This window comes from Pseudomonas sp. PD9R, assembly GCF_019200975.1.
In the GTDB taxonomy this organism is placed as follows: domain Bacteria; phylum Pseudomonadota; class Gammaproteobacteria; order Pseudomonadales; family Pseudomonadaceae; genus Aquipseudomonas.
The window spans coordinates 18,392-33,057 of record NZ_JAHTMR010000006.1; the positions used below are offsets into that span (position 1 = coordinate 18,392).

At 54.2% G+C, this 14,666-nt stretch carries 28 protein-coding genes; all 28 read left to right on the forward strand.

The annotated features are described in order from the left end of the window. The first annotated feature begins 13 nt into the window (after positions 1–13). Positions 14–1,207 carry an elongation factor Tu gene (tuf, locus tag KUF73_RS13785; RefSeq protein ID WP_218438571.1) on the forward strand — a complete coding sequence of 398 codons (1,194 nt, stop codon included), beginning with the start codon at positions 14–16 and terminating at the stop codon, positions 1,205–1,207. A gap of 157 nt (positions 1,208–1,364) precedes the next feature. After that, on the forward strand, positions 1,365–1,676 hold the full coding sequence (gene rpsJ, locus KUF73_RS13790; protein WP_003186070.1) for a 30S ribosomal protein S10: 312 nt from the start codon (positions 1,365–1,367) through the stop codon (positions 1,674–1,676). A gap of 80 nt (positions 1,677–1,756) precedes the next feature. Then, complete coding sequence (gene rplC / locus KUF73_RS13795; protein WP_003186059.1) at positions 1,757–2,392, forward strand: 50S ribosomal protein L3; 636 nt, start codon at positions 1,757–1,759, stop codon at positions 2,390–2,392. 12 nt (positions 2,393–2,404) lie between these two features. Beyond that, entirely contained in the window at positions 2,405–3,007 is a 603-nt protein-coding gene (rplD, locus tag KUF73_RS13800; RefSeq protein WP_003228735.1) for a 50S ribosomal protein L4, read from the forward strand. Then, positions 3,004–3,303: a 50S ribosomal protein L23 gene (rplW, locus tag KUF73_RS13805; protein WP_002555488.1), complete on the forward strand. Its 300-nt coding sequence runs from the start codon at positions 3,004–3,006 to the stop codon at positions 3,301–3,303. Before rplD ends, rplW begins: the two co-directional genes overlap by 4 nt. 14 nt (positions 3,304–3,317) lie before the next feature. Further along, complete coding sequence (gene rplB, locus KUF73_RS13810; RefSeq protein WP_161756628.1) at positions 3,318–4,142, forward strand: 50S ribosomal protein L2; 825 nt, start codon at positions 3,318–3,320, stop codon at positions 4,140–4,142. 16 nt (positions 4,143–4,158) lie between these two features. Continuing rightward, the gene (gene rpsS, locus KUF73_RS13815) at positions 4,159–4,434 is read left to right on the forward strand and encodes a 30S ribosomal protein S19 (protein ID WP_002555486.1); all 276 of its coding nucleotides are present in this window, start codon (positions 4,159–4,161) and stop codon (positions 4,432–4,434) included. Positions 4,435–4,445: 11 nt separating this feature from the next. Beyond that, complete coding sequence (rplV, locus tag KUF73_RS13820) at positions 4,446–4,778, forward strand: 50S ribosomal protein L22 (protein ID WP_003103908.1); 333 nt, start codon at positions 4,446–4,448, stop codon at positions 4,776–4,778. 13 nt (positions 4,779–4,791) lie between these two features. Beyond that, the gene (gene rpsC, locus KUF73_RS13825; RefSeq protein ID WP_003176422.1) at positions 4,792–5,478 is read left to right on the forward strand and encodes a 30S ribosomal protein S3; all 687 of its coding nucleotides are present in this window, start codon (positions 4,792–4,794) and stop codon (positions 5,476–5,478) included. A gap of 12 nt (positions 5,479–5,490) precedes the next feature. Then, complete coding sequence (rplP, locus tag KUF73_RS13830) at positions 5,491–5,904, forward strand: 50S ribosomal protein L16 (protein WP_007896757.1); 414 nt, start codon at positions 5,491–5,493, stop codon at positions 5,902–5,904. Further along, a complete protein-coding gene (gene rpmC / locus KUF73_RS13835) occupies positions 5,904–6,095 on the forward strand; it encodes a 50S ribosomal protein L29 (protein ID WP_008030901.1) in 192 nt (63 codons plus the stop codon). Before rplP ends, rpmC begins: the two co-directional genes overlap by 1 nt. A gap of 2 nt (positions 6,096–6,097) precedes the next feature. After that, positions 6,098–6,364: a 30S ribosomal protein S17 gene (gene rpsQ / locus KUF73_RS13840; RefSeq protein ID WP_003176419.1), complete on the forward strand. Its 267-nt coding sequence runs from the start codon at positions 6,098–6,100 to the stop codon at positions 6,362–6,364. A gap of 23 nt (positions 6,365–6,387) precedes the next feature. Then, positions 6,388–6,756 (forward strand): 50S ribosomal protein L14, encoded by a 369-nt coding sequence (rplN, locus tag KUF73_RS13845; protein WP_002555479.1) that lies wholly within the window; start codon positions 6,388–6,390, stop codon positions 6,754–6,756. 11 nt (positions 6,757–6,767) lie between these two features. Beyond that, positions 6,768–7,082, forward strand: coding sequence for a 50S ribosomal protein L24 (rplX, locus tag KUF73_RS13850; RefSeq protein ID WP_003176416.1), 315 nt, complete (start codon positions 6,768–6,770; stop codon positions 7,080–7,082). A gap of 20 nt (positions 7,083–7,102) precedes the next feature. Beyond that, on the forward strand, positions 7,103–7,642 hold the full coding sequence (rplE, locus tag KUF73_RS13855) for a 50S ribosomal protein L5 (RefSeq protein WP_003176415.1): 540 nt from the start codon (positions 7,103–7,105) through the stop codon (positions 7,640–7,642). A gap of 13 nt (positions 7,643–7,655) precedes the next feature. After that, entirely contained in the window at positions 7,656–7,961 is a 306-nt protein-coding gene (gene rpsN, locus KUF73_RS13860) for a 30S ribosomal protein S14 (protein WP_003176414.1), read from the forward strand. A gap of 209 nt (positions 7,962–8,170) precedes the next feature. Beyond that, positions 8,171–8,563 carry a 30S ribosomal protein S8 gene (rpsH, locus tag KUF73_RS13865; RefSeq protein ID WP_017848802.1) on the forward strand — a complete coding sequence of 131 codons (393 nt, stop codon included), beginning with the start codon at positions 8,171–8,173 and terminating at the stop codon, positions 8,561–8,563. Positions 8,564–8,575: 12 nt separating this feature from the next. Beyond that, positions 8,576–9,109 carry a 50S ribosomal protein L6 gene (gene rplF, locus KUF73_RS13870; protein WP_003176412.1) on the forward strand — a complete coding sequence of 178 codons (534 nt, stop codon included), beginning with the start codon at positions 8,576–8,578 and terminating at the stop codon, positions 9,107–9,109. Positions 9,110–9,119: 10 nt separating this feature from the next. Continuing rightward, positions 9,120–9,470, forward strand: a complete 351-nt coding sequence (rplR, locus tag KUF73_RS13875; RefSeq protein ID WP_003186037.1) for a 50S ribosomal protein L18 — start codon at positions 9,120–9,122, stop codon at positions 9,468–9,470. Positions 9,471–9,473: 3 nt separating this feature from the next. Continuing rightward, entirely contained in the window at positions 9,474–9,974 is a 501-nt protein-coding gene (gene rpsE, locus KUF73_RS13880) for a 30S ribosomal protein S5 (RefSeq protein WP_007943782.1), read from the forward strand. A 2-nt stretch (positions 9,975–9,976) separates the two neighbouring features. Beyond that, positions 9,977–10,153, forward strand: coding sequence for a 50S ribosomal protein L30 (gene rpmD / locus KUF73_RS13885; protein ID WP_003186033.1), 177 nt, complete (start codon positions 9,977–9,979; stop codon positions 10,151–10,153). Between the two features lie 3 nt (positions 10,154–10,156). Further along, on the forward strand, positions 10,157–10,594 hold the full coding sequence (rplO, locus tag KUF73_RS13890; protein WP_003228720.1) for a 50S ribosomal protein L15: 438 nt from the start codon (positions 10,157–10,159) through the stop codon (positions 10,592–10,594). Beyond that, positions 10,595–11,923: a preprotein translocase subunit SecY gene (gene secY / locus KUF73_RS13895; RefSeq protein WP_003228718.1), complete on the forward strand. Its 1,329-nt coding sequence runs from the start codon at positions 10,595–10,597 to the stop codon at positions 11,921–11,923. 27 nt (positions 11,924–11,950) lie between these two features. Then, positions 11,951–12,067 (forward strand): 50S ribosomal protein L36, encoded by a 117-nt coding sequence (gene rpmJ, locus KUF73_RS13900; protein ID WP_002555468.1) that lies wholly within the window; start codon positions 11,951–11,953, stop codon positions 12,065–12,067. Between the two features lie 130 nt (positions 12,068–12,197). Then, the gene (gene rpsM / locus KUF73_RS13905) at positions 12,198–12,554 is read left to right on the forward strand and encodes a 30S ribosomal protein S13 (RefSeq protein WP_009045849.1); all 357 of its coding nucleotides are present in this window, start codon (positions 12,198–12,200) and stop codon (positions 12,552–12,554) included. Between the two features lie 30 nt (positions 12,555–12,584). Then, the gene (rpsK, locus tag KUF73_RS13910; protein WP_002555466.1) at positions 12,585–12,974 is read left to right on the forward strand and encodes a 30S ribosomal protein S11; all 390 of its coding nucleotides are present in this window, start codon (positions 12,585–12,587) and stop codon (positions 12,972–12,974) included. Between the two features lie 18 nt (positions 12,975–12,992). Further along, a complete protein-coding gene (gene rpsD / locus KUF73_RS13915) occupies positions 12,993–13,613 on the forward strand; it encodes a 30S ribosomal protein S4 (protein ID WP_003176404.1) in 621 nt (206 codons plus the stop codon). Positions 13,614–13,635: 22 nt separating this feature from the next. Beyond that, a complete protein-coding gene (gene rpoA / locus KUF73_RS13920; RefSeq protein ID WP_007924176.1) occupies positions 13,636–14,637 on the forward strand; it encodes a DNA-directed RNA polymerase subunit alpha in 1,002 nt (333 codons plus the stop codon). Positions 14,638–14,666: the final 29 nt, after the last annotated feature.

Sequence of the window (14,666 nt, forward strand, 5' to 3'; positions counted from 1 at the left end):
GGAGTTAATTGTCGTGGCTAAAGAAAAATTTGATCGTTCCCTACCGCACGTCAACGTTGGCACTATCGGTCACGTTGACCATGGTAAAACTACGCTGACTGCTGCTCTGACTCGTGTTTGCTCCGAAATTTTCGGTTCGGCTGTCGTTGACTTCGACAAGATCGATAGCGCGCCAGAAGAAAAAGCTCGCGGTATCACCATTAACACCGCGCACGTTGAGTACAACTCGAAGATCCGTCACTACGCTCACGTTGACTGCCCAGGTCACGCTGACTATGTGAAGAACATGATCACCGGTGCTGCCCAGATGGACGGCGCAATCCTGGTTTGTTCGGCTGCTGATGGTCCGATGCCACAAACCCGTGAGCACATCCTGCTGTCCCGTCAGGTTGGCGTTCCGTACATCGTGGTTTACCTGAACAAGGCTGACCTCGTAGACGACGCTGAGCTGCTGGAACTGGTTGAGATGGAAGTGCGCGATCTGCTGAGCACTTACGACTTCCCAGGCGACGACACTCCGATCATCATCGGTTCTGCTCGTATGGCTCTGGAAGGTAAAGACGATAACGAAATGGGCACCACGTCCGTTCGTAAACTGGTTGAAACTCTGGACAGCTACATCCCAGAGCCAGTTCGTATGATCGACAAGCCATTCCTGATGCCAATCGAAGACGTATTCTCGATCTCCGGTCGCGGTACTGTTGTGACTGGTCGTATCGAGCGCGGTATCGTGCGCGTTCAGGATCCACTGGAAATCGTTGGTCTGCGTGACACTACTGTCACCACCTGCACCGGTGTTGAAATGTTCCGTAAACTGCTCGACGAAGGTCGTGCTGGTGAGAACTGCGGCGTTCTGCTGCGTGGCACCAAGCGTGACGACGTTGAGCGTGGCCAGGTGCTGGTTAAGCCGGGTTCGGTTAAGCCGCACACCAAGTTCACCGCAGAAGTTTACGTTCTGAGCAAGGAAGAAGGCGGTCGCCACACTCCGTTCTTCAAAGGCTATCGTCCACAGTTCTACTTCCGTACTACTGACGTGACCGGTAACTGCGAGCTGCCAGAAGGCGTTGAAATGGTAATGCCAGGTGATAACATTCAAATGACTGTTACCCTGATCAAAACCATCGCAATGGAAGATGGTCTGCGTTTCGCTATCCGTGAAGGCGGTCGTACCGTCGGCGCTGGCGTCGTAGCCAAAATCATCGAGTAAGCTCTTTTTTGAGTTGGCTTTGATGTTTTGAAAAAGCCCCCGCTCAGCGGGGGCTTTTTTATTGGGTTGACACCTTTCTGGGGCGTCTATAGAATTGCGCCTCCTTTTAACGGGCGTATTGCGCTCGGTGGGAATAGCAGCCGGAGTCTGAAATCCAATGCAAAATCAGCAAATCCGTATCAGGTTGAAGGCTTTCGACCATCGCCTGATCGACCAATCCACCCAGGAAATCGTGGAAACCGCGAAACGTACTGGTGCTCAAGTGCGTGGTCCAATTCCACTGCCTACCCGTAAAGAGCGGTTCACCGTTCTGGTCTCCCCGCACGTCAACAAAGACGCGCGTGACCAGTACGAGATCCGTACTCATAAGCGCGTTCTGGACATCGTCCAGCCAACGGATAAAACCGTTGACGCACTTATGAAGCTTGATCTTGCGGCCGGTGTGGAAGTGCAGATCAGCCTCGGCTAAGACTCGGTCTTAGTCGTGTAACGCTCTGAAATGGGCGGCCATAGCGGGTGAAAGCCCCGTACACTCATGAGGTTTACAACATGACTATTGGTGTAGTCGGTCGTAAATGCGGTATGACCCGTATTTTCACCGAAGAAGGTGTCTCCATTCCGGTCACGGTCATTGAGATCGAGCCGAATCGCGTCACCCAGTTCAAAACTGAAGAGACCGATGGCTATCGTGCAGTGCAAGTCACTGTCGGCGAGCGTCGTGCTTCGCGTGTAACAGCAGCTCAGGCTGGCCACTTCGCTAAAGCGAACGTTGCCGCTGGTCGTACCGTAATGGAATTCCGCCTTGAAGAAGGCGAGTACCAGGCCGGCGATCTGATCAACGCTGAAATCTTCGCCGCTGGTCAACTGGTTGATGTGACCGGTCAGTCCAAGGGTAAAGGCTTCCAGGGTACGATCAAGCGTTGGAATTTCCGCGGGCAAGATAACACCCACGGTAACTCCGTATCCCACCGCGTTCCAGGCTCTATCGGCCAGTGCCAGACTCCTGGTCGTGTATTCAAGGGCAAAAAAATGTCCGGTCATATGGGCGCTGAGCGCGTGACCGTGCAGTCCCTCGAAGTAGTGCGCGTGGACGCTGAACGCAATCTGTTGTTGGTCAAGGGCGCTGTTCCTGGCGCTACTGGCGGCAACTTGGTTGTACGTCCAGCAGCCAAGGCTCGCGGTTAAGGGGAAGCTGACATGCAATTAAATGTAAATGACGCTCAAGCGATCGAAGTTTCCGAACTGACATTTGGCGGCGAATTCAACGAGACGCTGGTTCACCAAGCAGTCGTGGCCTACATGGCCGGCGGCCGTCAAGGTAGCAAGCAGCAAAAGACCCGTTCCGACGTTCGTGGTGGCGGTAAGCGCCCATGGCGTCAGAAAGGTACTGGCCGTGCTCGTGCCGGTACTATCCGTAGCCCAATCTGGCGTGGCGGCGGTACCACTTTCGCGGCTCGTCCTCAGGATCACTCTCAGAAGCTGAACAAGAAGATGTATCGCGCAGCAATGCGTTCCATCCTTGCTGAGCTGGTGCGTACTGACCGTCTGGTAGTAGTTCAGGATTTCGCTGTTGAAACGCCGAAAACCAAAGACCTGCTGGGCAAGCTGAACAACATGAGCCTGACCGATGTTTTGATCGTGTCGGACGCTGTTGATCAGAACCTGTACCTGGCTGCTCGTAACCTGCCACACGTTGATGTGCGTGACGTGCAAGGTTCCGATCCAGTTAGTCTGATCGCATACGACAAGGTGTTGATCACCGTGTCGGCCGTGAAGAAATTCGAGGAGCTGCTGGGATGAACCAGGAACGCGTATTTAAAGTTCTGCTTGGCCCGCACGTTTCCGAGAAGGCTACGGTTCTGGCAGACAAGAAAGGCCAGTTCGTTTTCAAGGTTGCTACTGACGCAACCAAGCTGGAAATCAAGAAGGCCGTCGAAAGCCTGTTCAGCGTGAAAGTTGAGCGTGTTACTACCCTGAACGTTCTGGGTAAAAGCAAGCGCACAGCTCGCGGTCTGGGCAAGCGTAATGACTGGAAGAAGGCAGTTATCTCCCTTCAGCCAGGCCAAGATCTCGATTTCAGCAGCAGTGCTGAGTAAGGAAGGGGTGCATCATGGCAATCGTTAAATGCAAACCGACTTCCCCTGGCCGCCGTTTTGTGGTCAAGGTGGTCAACCAGGAGCTGCATAAAGGCGCTCCTCACGCACCGCTGCTCGAGAAAAAATCGAAGTCTGGTGGTCGTAACAACAATGGCCGTATTACCACTCGTCACATCGGTGGTGGTCATAAGCAGCATTATCGTCTGGTCGACTTCCGTCGTAACGACAAAGATGGCATCTCTGCCACTGTCGAGCGTATCGAATACGATCCAAACCGTACTGCTCACATCGCTCTGCTGCTGTACGCAGATGGCGAGCGTCGCTACATCATCGCCCCTAAAGGCGTGAGTGCTGGCGACCAGCTGATCGCAGGTGCTTTGGCGCCGATCAAGCCGGGCAACGCTCTTCAACTGCGCAACATTCCAGTTGGTAGCACCGTACACGGCATCGAATTGAAGCCAGGTAAAGGCGCTCAGATCGCTCGTTCCGCTGGTGCTTCGGCTCAGTTGGTCGCTCGTGAAGGTGTCTACGTGACCCTGCGTCTGCGTTCTGGTGAGATGCGTAAAGTGCTGGCTGAATGCCGTGCGACCCTGGGTGAGGTCTCGAACTCCGAGCACAGCCTGCGTTCGCTGGGTAAAGCTGGTGCCAAACGCTGGCGTGGCGTTCGCCCAACCGTTCGTGGTGTTGCCATGAACCCGGTTGACCACCCACATGGTGGTGGTGAAGGTCGTACCTCTGGTGGTCGTCATCCGGTATCGCCATGGGGCTTCCCGACTAAGGGCGCGAAGACTCGTGGTAATAAGCGTACCGACAAAATGATCGTCCGTCGTCGCAAGTAAATAGAGGGATACGACAGTGCCACGTTCTCTGAAAAAAGGTCCTTTTATCGATCTTCACCTACTGAAGAAGATCGAAGTGGCGGCGGAAAAGAACGATCGCAAACCAGTTAAAACCTGGTCGCGTCGTTCGATGATCCTGCCACAAATGGTCGGTCTGACCATCGCAGTACACAACGGTCGTCAACACGTCCCAGTTCTCGTTAACGAAGACATGGTCGGCCACAAACTGGGCGAGTTCGCCGGTACCCGCACTTATCGTGGGCACGTGGCTGACAAGAAAGCCAAGCGTTAAGGGGTTAGGAAATGGAAGTAGCCGCTAAGTTGTCGGGCGCTCGAATCTCCGCCCAGAAAGCCCGCTTGGTCGCCGACCAGATCCGCGGGAAGAAGGTGGGCGAAGCGCTCAACTTGTTGGCTTTCAGCAGTAAGAAAGCCGCCGAGATCATGAAGAAAGTGCTGGAGTCGGCCGTAGCCAACGCCGAGCATAACGAAGGCGCAGACGTTGATGACCTTAAAGTCAGCACCGTTTTCGTCAACGAAGGGCGTTCGCTGAAGCGCATCATGCCACGTGCCAAAGGCCGTGCTGATCGCATCGTCAAGCGGTCTTGCCATATCACTGTCAAGGTTGCTGACAAGTAACGGAGTCGAAGAGATGGGTCAGAAAGTACATCCCATTGGCATTCGCCTGGGAATCGTCAAGGAGCACACCTCCGTCTGGTACGCAGACGGTCGGACTTATGCGGACTACTTGTTCGCTGATCTGAAGGTGCGTGAGTATCTCCAAGACAAACTAAAAAGCGCGTCCGTAAGCCGTATCGATATCCATCGTCCGGCCCAAACTGCACGTATCACCATCCACACCGCTCGTCCAGGTATCGTTATCGGGAAGAAAGGTGAAGATGTTGAGAAACTGCGTCAGGACCTGACCAAACAAATGGGTGTGCCTGTGCACATCAATATCGAAGAAATCCGCAAGCCGGAACTCGACGGTATGTTGGTTGCGCAGAGCGTAGCTCAGCAGCTGGAGCGTCGCGTAATGTTCCGTCGCGCTATGAAGCGCGCTGTACAAAACGCCATGCGCATTGGTGCCAAAGGCATCAAAATCCAAGTGAGCGGTCGTCTCGGCGGTGCTGAAATCGCACGTACTGAATGGTATCGCGAAGGTCGTGTGCCATTGCACACCCTGCGTGCCGACATCGACTATGCCAACTACGAAGCTCACACCACTTACGGTGTGATCGGTGTAAAGGTTTGGATCTTCAAAGGCGAAGTAATTGGTGGTCGCCAAGAAGAACTGAAACCACAAGCACCAGCGCCTCGTAAAAAAGCTGCTAAGTAAGGGGTACGCCAAATGTTGCAACCAAAGCGTACGAAGTTCCGCAAGCAGATGACAGGCCACAACCGTGGTCTGGCTCAGCGCGGTAGCAAAGTCAGCTTCGGCGAGTTCGCGCTGAAGTCTGTAGCTCGTGGTCGTCTCACCGCTCGTCAGATCGAGTCAGCGCGTCGTGCACTGACCCGTCACGTTAAACGTGGCGGCAAGATCTGGATCCGTGTATTCCCGGACAAGCCTATTTCCAAAAAGCCACTCGAAGTTCGGATGGGTAAAGGTAAGGGTAGTGTGGAGTACTGGGTTGCCCAGATTCAGCCAGGCAAAGTCCTGTATGAAATCGAGGGCGTTTCTGAAGAGCTGGCGCGTGAGGCTTTTGCCCTGGCTGCTGCAAAGCTGCCGCTCGCCACCGCCTTTGTTAAACGGACGGTGATGTGATGAAAGCGAACGAACTTCGTGAAAAAGACGCGCCGCAGCTTAACGAGCAACTGCTCGGCCTGCTGCGCGACCAGTTCAATCTGCGCATGCAGAAAGCAACTGGCCAGTTGGGGCAGTCTCACCTGCTCCGGCAAGTTAAGCGTGACATCGCTCGCGTGAAGACTGTGCTCAAACAGCAGGCAGGTAAGTAATCATGGCTGAAGCCGAAAAAACCGTCCGTACGCTGACTGGCCGTGTTGTCAGCGACAAAATGGACAAGACCATCACCGTTCTGATCGAGCGTCGCGTAAAGCACCCGATCTACGGTAAATACGTTAAGCGTTCGACTAAGCTGCACGCGCACGACGAAACCAATCAGTGCCACATCGGCGACAAAGTCACTATTCGTGAAACTCGTCCTTTGGCCAAGACCAAGTCTTGGGCGCTGGTTGATGTTCTCGAACGCGCTGTGGAAGTCTAAGGACTAGGGGTCGGAGAAATTATATGATTCAGACTCAATCCATGCTCGATGTGGCCGATAACAGCGGCGCACGCCGCGTTATGTGCATCAAGGTGCTGGGTGGCTCCCATCGTCGTTACGCTGGTATCGGTGACATCATCAAAGTTACCGTGAAGGAAGCGATTCCTCGCGGGAAAGTGAAAAAAGGCCAAGTGATGACTGCTGTTGTAGTCCGCACTCGTCACGGCGTACGTCGTGCTGATGGCTCCATTATCCGCTTTGATGGCAACGCTGCTGTTCTTCTGAACAACAAGCAAGAGCCGATCGGCACCCGTATCTTTGGGCCAGTGACCCGTGAACTTCGTACTGAGAAGTTCATGAAGATCGTCTCGCTCGCCCCAGAAGTGCTGTAAGGAGATCCGACATGCAAAAGATTCGTCGTGACGACGAGATCATCGTGATCGCCGGCAAAGACAAAGGTAAGCGCGGTAAGGTGCTTAAGGTCCTCGCTAATAACCGTCTGGTTATTGGCGGTCTGAACCTGGTCAAGCGTCATACCAAGCCTAACCCGATGTCGGGCGTACAAGGCGGTATCGTCGAAAAAGAAGCTCCACTGGACGCTTCTAACGTCGCCATTTTCAACGGCGAAACCAACAAGGCTGATCGCGTTGGTTTCAAAGTAGAAGACGGCAAGAAAATTCGTGTCTTCAAGTCGACCCAAAAAGCGGTTGATGCTTGAACACTGCTAGGTAGAAGACCATGGCACGACTAAAAGAGATTTACTGGAAGGAAATCGCACCGAAGCTTAAGGAAGAACTTAAGCTCTCGAACGTGATGGAAGTTCCACGCGTTACCAAAATCACCCTGAACATGGGTCTGGGCGAAGCGGTCGGTGACAAAAAAGTCATCGAGCACGCTGTTGCTGACCTGGAAAAGATCACCGGCCAGAAAGTCGTTGTGACCTACGCTCGCAAATCCATCGCTGGCTTTAAAGTCCGTGAAGGTTGGCCGATCGGCGTCAAAGTGACCCTGCGCCGTGAGCGTATGTATGAGTTCCTGGATCGTCTGCTGTCGATCTCCCTGCCTCGGGTTCGCGACTTCCGCGGCCTGAATGCCAAGTCCTTTGATGGTCGTGGTAACTACAGCATGGGCGTTAAAGAGCAGATCATCTTCCCGGAAATCGACTACGACAAGATCGATGCTCTCCGCGGTCTGGACATTACCCTGACCACCACTGCCAAGAACGATGATGAAGGTCGCGCTCTGCTGCGCGCTTTCAAATTCCCGTTCCGCAACTGATTGGAGTAGGAAAATGGCCAAGATGAGCATGAAAAACCGCGAGCTGAAGCGTCAGCTCACGGTTGCCAAGTACGCGAAAAAGCGTGCAGCACTGAAAGCAATCATCGTTGATCTGAACGCAAGTCCAGAAGCGCGTTGGGAAGCTACAGTAGCTCTGCAGAAGCAGCCACGTGACGCAAGCGCTTCGCGCATGCGTAACCGCTGCCGCCTGACCGGTCGTCCACACGGCGTTTACCGCAAGTTCGGCCTCGGCCGTAACAAACTGCGTGAAGCGGCAATGCGTGGTGACGTACCAGGTCTGGTTAAAGCCAGCTGGTAAGTACTTTCGAAGTCTCGGCGCTCGGGTTCGCAAGATCCTGACCGCCGGTGGCCTTGAATCTGAATCAAGCCCCTTTTGGGGCTTGATTCATTTCCGGGGTGTGTCTAGAATATGCGGCTCGCCTGAGCCCGTGTTTTCTATGCTCGGAGATTCTCGGCGACAAGTAGTAGCCGCAAGGCTAATTTTTCTGTATTAGGAGCGTCTAGCCCATGAGTATGCAGGACCCGTTAGCGGACATGCTAACTCGAATCCGTAATGCCCAGATGGCTGAAAAGTCCGTCGTAAGCATGCCATCTTCTACGTTGAAGGTAGCTGTTGCCAAAGTCCTGAAGGACGAGGGTTACATCGCGGGTTATCAGATCAGCAGCGAAATCAAACCACTGCTGTCTATCGAGCTGAAATACTTCGAAGGCCGTCCGGTTATCGAAGAAGTGAAGCGCGTCAGCCGTCCAGGCCTGCGTCAGTACAAGTCCGTCGAAGATCTGCCGAAAGTTCGTGGCGGTCTCGGTGTGTCTATCGTCTCCACCAACAAAGGTGTGATGACGGATCGTGCTGCGCGCGCTGCCGGTGTCGGCGGCGAAGTTCTTTGCACTGTGTTCTAAGGGGGGATAAGCATGTCTCGCGTCGCTAAGAACCCCGTTAAGCTGCCAGCCGGTGTCGAAGTAAAATTCGCAGGCCAACAGCTTTCGGTGAAGGGTGCCAAGGGCACTCTCGAACTGAACATCCATTCGTCCGTTGAGATCGTTGAAGAAGCTGGTGAGCTGCGTTTCGCTGCTCGCAATGGCGATCAACAAACTCGCGCAATGGCTGGTACCACTCGTGCGTTGGTTAACAACATGGTCCAAGGCGTAAGCCAAGGCTTCGAGCGCAAGCTCCAGCTGGTCGGTGTTGGTTACAAAGCGCAAGCAAAAGGCACAGTGTTGAACCTGGCTCTTGGCTTCTCGCATCCAGTGGATTACGAACTGCCGGAAGGCATCACCGCTGAGACTCCTAGCCAGACCGATATCCTGATCAAGGGCATCGATAAGCAGCTGGTAGGTCAAGTGGCCGCCGAGATCCGCGACTTCCGTCCACCAGAGCCGTACAAAGGCAAAGGTGTGCGCTACGCGGACGAAGTCGTCCGTCGTAAAGAAGCCAAGAAGAAGTAGGGCATAGCAAATGACCGACAAAAAAGTTACTCGACTGCGTCGCGCTCGCAAAGCACGCCTGAAAATGCACGAACTCGAAGTCGTGCGTCTCTGCGTGTTCCGCTCTTCGCAGCACATCTACGCCCAGGTCATTTCGGCCGACGGCAACAAAGTCCTGGCAAGTGCCTCGACTTTGGATAAAGAACTGCGTGATGGCGCCACTGGCAACATCGACGCGGCCACTAAGGTTGGCCAGCTGGTCGCTACGCGTGCTAAAGCCGCTGGCGTCTCGCAAGTGGCTTTCGACCGCTCTGGCTTCAAGTACCACGGCCGCGTTAAAGCGCTGGCTGATGCTGCTCGTGAAGCTGGGCTGGAGTTCTAAGTTATGTCAAATAACGACCAAAAGCGCGACGAAGGCTACATTGAGAAGCTGGTTCAAGTTAACCGCGTAGCCAAAACCGTTAAAGGCGGCCGTATCTTCACTTTTACCGCGTTGACCGTGGTTGGTGATGGTAAAGGGCGTGTTGGCTTCGGCCGTGGCAAGTCACGTGAAGTGCCTGCTGCGATCCAGAAGGCAATGGAAGCTGCTCGTCGCAACATGATCCAGGTTGATCTGAACGGCACCACTCTGCAGTACGCAATGAAGTCCGGTCACGGCGCTTCGAAGGTGTACATGCAGCCTGCTTCTGAAGGTACCGGTATCATCGCTGGCGGCGCAATGCGTGCCGTTCTCGAAGTTGCTGGCGTTCAGAACGTTCTGGCCAAGTGCTACGGCTCGACTAACCCGGTAAACGTGGTTCACGCCACTTTCAAAGGTTTGAAAGCTATGCAATCTCCTGAATCCATTGCCGCCAAGCGTGGCAAAAGCGTCAAGGAGATCTTCTGATCATGGCTACCGTTAAAGTTACGCTGATCAAAAGCATGACCGGCCGCATCCCTAACCACAAACTGTGCGTTAAGGGTCTGGGTCTGCGTCGCATCGGTCACACTGTAGAAGTCCTGGATACTCCCGAGAATCGCGGGATGATCAACAAGGCTTACTACATGCTGCGTGTCGAGGGTTAATCGATGAAACTCAATGATCTGAGTCCAGCGCCGGGTTCCCGTCGCGAAAAGCATCGTCCGGGCCGTGGTATCGGTAGTGGTTTGGGTAAGACTGGTGGCCGTGGCCATAAAGGTCAGACTTCCCGCTCCGGTGGTACCATTGCTCCAGGCTTTGAAGGCGGTCAACAGCCGCTGCATCGTCGTCTGCCGAAGTTCGGTTTCGTTTCCCTGAAAGCCATGGACCGCGCAGAAGTGCGTCTGTCCGAGCTGGCTAAAGTGGAAGGCGACATCGTCACTGTGCAGTCCCTGAAAGATGCCAACGTGATCAACGTCAACGTACAGCGTGTGAAAATCATGCTGTCCGGTGAAGTGACTCGCGCTGTCACTATCGGCAAGGGAATCGGCGCCACCAAAGGTGCGCGTGCGGCTATCGAAGCAGCTGGCGGCAAGTTCGAGGAATAAATGGCTAAGCAAGGTGCTCTCTCTGCGCTCGGCAAAGGCGGTATGTCTGAACTCTGGGCTCGTCTGCGTTTTCTGTTCCTGGCGATTATCGTCTACCGAATAGGCGCACACATCCCGGTTCCAGGTATCAACCCGGACCGACTCGCGGACCTGTTTCGACAGAATGAGGGGACCATTCTTAGCTTGTTCAACATGTTTTCCGGCGGCGCGCTGGAGCGGATGAGCATCTTTGCGCTGGGGATCATGCCGTACATTTCGGCATCGATCATCATGCAACTGATGACAGCCGTCAGCCCGCAGCTGGAGCAGTTGAAGAAGGAAGGTGAAGCTGGCCGTCGCAAGATCAGCCAGTACACCCGCTACGGCACTGTCGTCCTCGCTCTAGTTCAGGCTATTGGCATGTCCATTGGTCTGGCGGGGCAGGGTGTAGCGTTCACTGGTGACTTTGGCTTCCATTTCGTCGCGGTATCCACTTTTGTGGCTGGTGCGATGTTTATGATGTGGCTGGGTGAGCAGATTACTGAGCGTGGTGTTGGCAACGGTATCTCGATGTTGATTTTTTCGGGTATCGTCGCCGGTCTTCCGAGAGCGATCGGGCAGTCTTTCGAGTCTGCACGTCAGGGCGATATCAACATCTTCGCTCTGGTTGCCATCGGTTTGCTGGCAGTAGCGATTATCGGTTTCGTGGTGTTCATTGAGCGTGGTCAGCGTCGTATTGCTGTTCACTACGCCAAGCGTCAGCAAGGCCGCAAGGTTTTTGCTGCACAGACTAGCCACTTGCCGCTGAAGGTGAACATGGCCGGTGTTATTCCGGCTATTTTCGCGAGCAGCATCTTGCTGTTCCCGGCTTCGTTGGGTGCCTGGTTTGGCCAGTCTGAAGGTATGGGCTGGTTGCAGGACATCTCGCAGTCGATCGCTCCTGGTCAGCCGTTGAATATTCTGCTGTTTAGTGCAGGGATTATTTTCTTCTGCTTCTTCTATACGGCGTTGATGTTCAATCCGAAAGACGTAGCGGAAAACCTGAAGAAGTCCGGTGCCTTTATTCCGGGCATCCGTCCAGGTGAGCAGTCTGCGCGCTACATTGATGGCGTTCTGACTCGCTTGACCATGTTCGGTGCTCTTTACATGACGGCCGTCTGCCTGTTGCCCCAGTTCCTGGTGGTTGCAGCCAACGTACCGTTCTACCTTGGCGGGACCTCGTTGCTGATCGTCGTCGTGGTTGTGATGGACTTCATGTCCCAAGTACAATCGCACCTCGTTTCGCACCAGTACGAATCCCTGATGAAGAAAGCCAACCTGAAGGGCTACGGCAGCGGCATGTTGCGCTGAGTACCCATAAGGTTCGAGGAGTTGGTGATGAAAGTTCGTGCATCGGTGAAAAAGCTGTGCCGTAACTGCAAGATTATTCGCCGCGAAGGTGTTGTTCGAGTAATTTGCAGCGCGGAACCGCGTCACAAACAGCGCCAAGGCTGAGTGTGATTGTGCTTCAAGCCCGGCAGCTAGTGCGCTGCCGGGTTGATTATTTGTTATTACAGCGATATTATCTCGCGCCCTATTTCTTGGCTTCCGGGGCGTAGGTAGCTGTCAATTGGAGTCCCACTGAATGGCCCGTATTGCAGGCGTTAACATTCCAGATAACAAGCATACTGTTATCTCGCTGACCTACATCTATGGTGTTGGTCGCACTACTGCACAGAAAATTTGTGCAGAGACTGGGGTAAACCCAGCAGCAAAGATCAAAGATCTGAGCGACGAGCAAATTGAACAGCTGCGTGGCGAAGTGGCGAAGTTCACCACTGAAGGTGACCTGCGTCGCGAAATCAACATGAAAATCAAGCGCTTGATGGACCTCGGTTGCTATCGCGGTCTGCGTCATCGTCGTGGTCTTCCAGTACGCGGTCAGCGTACCAAGACCAACGCGCGTACCCGTAAAGGTCCGCGTAAGCCGATCCGCAAGTAATCGCCCCAGCGAATCGACAGGAATTTAATCATGGCAAAACCTGCTGCTCGTCCTCGTAAAAAAGTTAAAAAGACAGTGGTTGATGGCATCGCCCACATCCATGCATCTTTTAACAACACAATCGTGACCATTACCGACCGTCAAGGTAACGCTCTTTCCTGGGCTACCTCCGGTGGTTCGGGTTTCCGCGGTTCCCGCAAGTCCACCCCGTTTGCTGCTCAAGTAGCTGCTGAACGTGCTGGTCAAGCTGCGCTGGAATACGGCCTGAAAAACCTCGACGTAAACGTCAAAGGTCCAGGTCCAGGTCGTGAATCCGCAGTCCGCGCTTTGAATGGCTGTGGCTACAAGATCGCCAGCATCACCGACGTGACGCCAATCCCGCACAACGGGTGCCGTCCGCCGAAGAAGCGCCGCGTGTAATCCAGGAGATTGTAAAGAATGGCTCGTTACATTGGTCCAAAATGCAAACTCGCTCGTCGCGAAGGCACCGATCTCTTTCTGAAGAGCGGCGTGCGCGCGATCGAATCGAAGTGCAACATTGAAGCAGCACCTGGTATCCACGGCCAACGCCGCGGTCGCCAGTCCGATTACGGCACCCAACTGCGTGAAAAGCAGAAGGTCCGTCGTATCTACGGCGTTCTCGAGCGTCAATTCAGCGGCTACTACAAAGAAGCTGCTGGCAAAAAAGGTGCAACCGGTGAAAACCTGCTGCAACTGCTCGAATGCCGTCTGGACAACGTTGTATACCGTATGGGCTTTGGTTCTACTCGTGCCGAATCCCGTCAGCTGGTATCGCACAAGTCGATCAGCGTAAACGGTCAAACCGTTAACGTTCCGTCCTACCAGGTTCGTGCTGGTGACGTGGTTGCTGTTCGCGAGAAAGCAAAAAACCAACTTCGCATTGTCCAAGCTCTCGATCTGTGTGCCCAACGTGGCCGCGTAGAATGGGTAGAAGTAGACACTGAGAAGAAGTCGGGCGTTTTCAAGAACGTTCCAGCTCGCAGTGATCTGTCCGCCGACATCAACGAAAGCCTGATTGTCGAGCTCTACTCCAAGTAAGGGCTAGAAAATAGGTGCATCCATGCAGATTTCGGTAAATGAGTTCCTGACACCCCGCCACATTGATGTGCAGGTTGTCAGTCCAACCCGCGCCAAGATCACTCTCGAGCCTCTCGAGCGTGGCTTTGGCCACACCCTGGGCAACGCGCTGCGCCGCATCCTGTTGTCCTCAATGCCCGGCTGTGCAGTAGTCGAGGCCGAGATTGACGGTGTGCTCCACGAGTACAGCGCCATCGAAGGTGTACAGGAAGACGTAATTGAAATCCTGTTGAACCTTAAAGGTCTCGCTATCAAGCTGCACGGTCGTGACGAAGTTACGCTGACCTTGTCGAAGAAGGGTTCGGGGGTGGTTACCGCTGCCGATATTCAGCTGGATCATGATGTCGAGATCGTTAACCCCGATCACGTAATCGCTAACCTGGCGTCTAACGGCGCCCTGAACATGAAGCTCGTAGTAGCTCGTGGTCGTGGTTATGAACCGGCAGACTCGCGTCAGAGCGATGAAGACGAAAGCCGCAGCATCGGTCGCTTGCAGCTTGACTCTTCGTTCAGCCCGGTTCGCCGTATCGCATACGTGGTGGAAAACGCCCGTGTCGAGCAGCGTACTAACCTGGACAAGCTGGTTATTGATCTGGAAACCAACGGTACTCTGGATCCTGAAGAGGCTATCCGCCGCGCTGCAACCATTCTGCAACAGCAGTTGGCTGCGTTCGTCGACCTCAAAGGTGACAGCGAACCAGTGGTAATCGAGCAAGAAGACGAGATCGATCCGATCCTGCTTCGCCCGGTTGACGATCTGGAACTGACTGTACGTTCGGCTAACTGCCTTAAGGCGGAAAACATCTACTACATCGGCGACCTGATTCAGCGTACCGAAGTAGAGCTGTTGAAGACTCCGAACCTTGGCAAGAAATCCTTGACTGAAATCAAGGACGTTCTGGCCTCCCGCGGTCTGTCCCTCGGCATGCGCCTCGACAACTGGCCGCCTGCAAGTCTTAAGAAGGACGACAAGGCGACTGCCTGATCGTCGTAATCACCGAACGTAGTGTTTGG

Bases quoted from the DNA above. Each gene is read 5' to 3' on its own strand.
- rpsJ (WP_003186070.1), top strand. From the start codon at position 1,365: ATGCAAAATCAGCAAATCCGTATCAGGTTGAAGGCTTTCGACCATCGC.
- rplC (WP_003186059.1), top strand. From the start codon at position 1,757: ATGACTATTGGTGTAGTCGGTCGTAAATGCGGTATGACCCGTATTTTC.
- rplD (WP_003228735.1), top strand. From the start codon at position 2,405: ATGCAATTAAATGTAAATGACGCTCAAGCGATCGAAGTTTCCGAACTG.
- rplW (WP_002555488.1), top strand. From the start codon at position 3,004: ATGAACCAGGAACGCGTATTTAAAGTTCTGCTTGGCCCGCACGTTTCC.
- rplB (WP_161756628.1), top strand. From the start codon at position 3,318: ATGGCAATCGTTAAATGCAAACCGACTTCCCCTGGCCGCCGTTTTGTG.
- rplV (WP_003103908.1), top strand. From the start codon at position 4,446: ATGGAAGTAGCCGCTAAGTTGTCGGGCGCTCGAATCTCCGCCCAGAAA.
- rpsC (WP_003176422.1), top strand. From the start codon at position 4,792: ATGGGTCAGAAAGTACATCCCATTGGCATTCGCCTGGGAATCGTCAAG.
- rplP (WP_007896757.1), top strand. From the start codon at position 5,491: ATGTTGCAACCAAAGCGTACGAAGTTCCGCAAGCAGATGACAGGCCAC.
- rpmC (WP_008030901.1), top strand. From the start codon at position 5,904: ATGAAAGCGAACGAACTTCGTGAAAAAGACGCGCCGCAGCTTAACGAG.
- rpsQ (WP_003176419.1), top strand. From the start codon at position 6,098: ATGGCTGAAGCCGAAAAAACCGTCCGTACGCTGACTGGCCGTGTTGTC.
- rplN (WP_002555479.1), top strand. From the start codon at position 6,388: ATGATTCAGACTCAATCCATGCTCGATGTGGCCGATAACAGCGGCGCA.
- rplX (WP_003176416.1), top strand. From the start codon at position 6,768: ATGCAAAAGATTCGTCGTGACGACGAGATCATCGTGATCGCCGGCAAA.
- rplE (WP_003176415.1), top strand. From the start codon at position 7,103: ATGGCACGACTAAAAGAGATTTACTGGAAGGAAATCGCACCGAAGCTT.
- rpsN (WP_003176414.1), top strand. From the start codon at position 7,656: ATGGCCAAGATGAGCATGAAAAACCGCGAGCTGAAGCGTCAGCTCACG.
- rpsH (WP_017848802.1), top strand. From the start codon at position 8,171: ATGAGTATGCAGGACCCGTTAGCGGACATGCTAACTCGAATCCGTAAT.
- rplF (WP_003176412.1), top strand. From the start codon at position 8,576: ATGTCTCGCGTCGCTAAGAACCCCGTTAAGCTGCCAGCCGGTGTCGAA.
- rplR (WP_003186037.1), top strand. From the start codon at position 9,120: ATGACCGACAAAAAAGTTACTCGACTGCGTCGCGCTCGCAAAGCACGC.
- rpsE (WP_007943782.1), top strand. From the start codon at position 9,474: ATGTCAAATAACGACCAAAAGCGCGACGAAGGCTACATTGAGAAGCTG.
- rpmD (WP_003186033.1), top strand. From the start codon at position 9,977: ATGGCTACCGTTAAAGTTACGCTGATCAAAAGCATGACCGGCCGCATC.
- rplO (WP_003228720.1), top strand. From the start codon at position 10,157: ATGAAACTCAATGATCTGAGTCCAGCGCCGGGTTCCCGTCGCGAAAAG.
- secY (WP_003228718.1), top strand. From the start codon at position 10,595: ATGGCTAAGCAAGGTGCTCTCTCTGCGCTCGGCAAAGGCGGTATGTCT.
- rpmJ (WP_002555468.1), top strand. From the start codon at position 11,951: ATGAAAGTTCGTGCATCGGTGAAAAAGCTGTGCCGTAACTGCAAGATT.
- rpsM (WP_009045849.1), top strand. From the start codon at position 12,198: ATGGCCCGTATTGCAGGCGTTAACATTCCAGATAACAAGCATACTGTT.
- rpsK (WP_002555466.1), top strand. From the start codon at position 12,585: ATGGCAAAACCTGCTGCTCGTCCTCGTAAAAAAGTTAAAAAGACAGTG.
- rpsD (WP_003176404.1), top strand. From the start codon at position 12,993: ATGGCTCGTTACATTGGTCCAAAATGCAAACTCGCTCGTCGCGAAGGC.
- rpoA (WP_007924176.1), top strand. From the start codon at position 13,636: ATGCAGATTTCGGTAAATGAGTTCCTGACACCCCGCCACATTGATGTG.